This is a genomic window from Anoxybacillus sp. EFIL (assembly GCF_013096955.1).
Classification (GTDB): Bacteria; Bacillota; Bacilli; order Bacillales; family Anoxybacillaceae; genus Anoxybacillus; species Anoxybacillus ayderensis.
In genome coordinates this window covers 1-409 of record NZ_SDLH01000107.1, presented here as the reverse complement: position 1 = coordinate 409, position 409 = coordinate 1, and the positions used below count along the sequence as shown (strand labels likewise).

1 protein-coding gene is annotated in these 409 nt (G+C 31.3%); it reads right to left on the bottom strand.

The genetic code is table 11. The features are described from left to right. Window positions 1-409, bottom strand: a 409-nt coding sequence (locus ES017_RS15555) for a hypothetical protein (RefSeq protein WP_216367603.1), incomplete at both ends; no start/stop codon positions are given.

The following is a 409-nucleotide window of genomic DNA, read 5'->3' as shown; positions in this document are numbered from 1 at the left end:
CTTCAATTGTTTATTTGCGTTCTCGATTTCTTCTTTTTCACCTTCAGTTAGATACTCCGTTGACGTTTCATTTTCTATACTTTTTGACTTCGTTTTTTCAATTTCTGTCTCTATTTTTTTAATGCTCTCTTTCAATTTTTTTCGTTCTTCTATTAATTTTTCAATGTCTTTTTCGGTCAACTCAAGCACATAATCATTCACATTCCTTTTCTTAAGAGTGGAGTTAGTTTGGACTTTTCGATAATCAATATTAAAGCTCGTTTGATTTACTTCTTCCTGATCTTCAAAGACCATTTCTCCTTCTTGATTGTAGGTTGGATTTACGCTGACATTTTTCTCAGAATAGCCAAAATCAATCAAAATTGTTGTCCATTTCTTTGGAACTTCCGGAATAGTTAAGAGATAATAA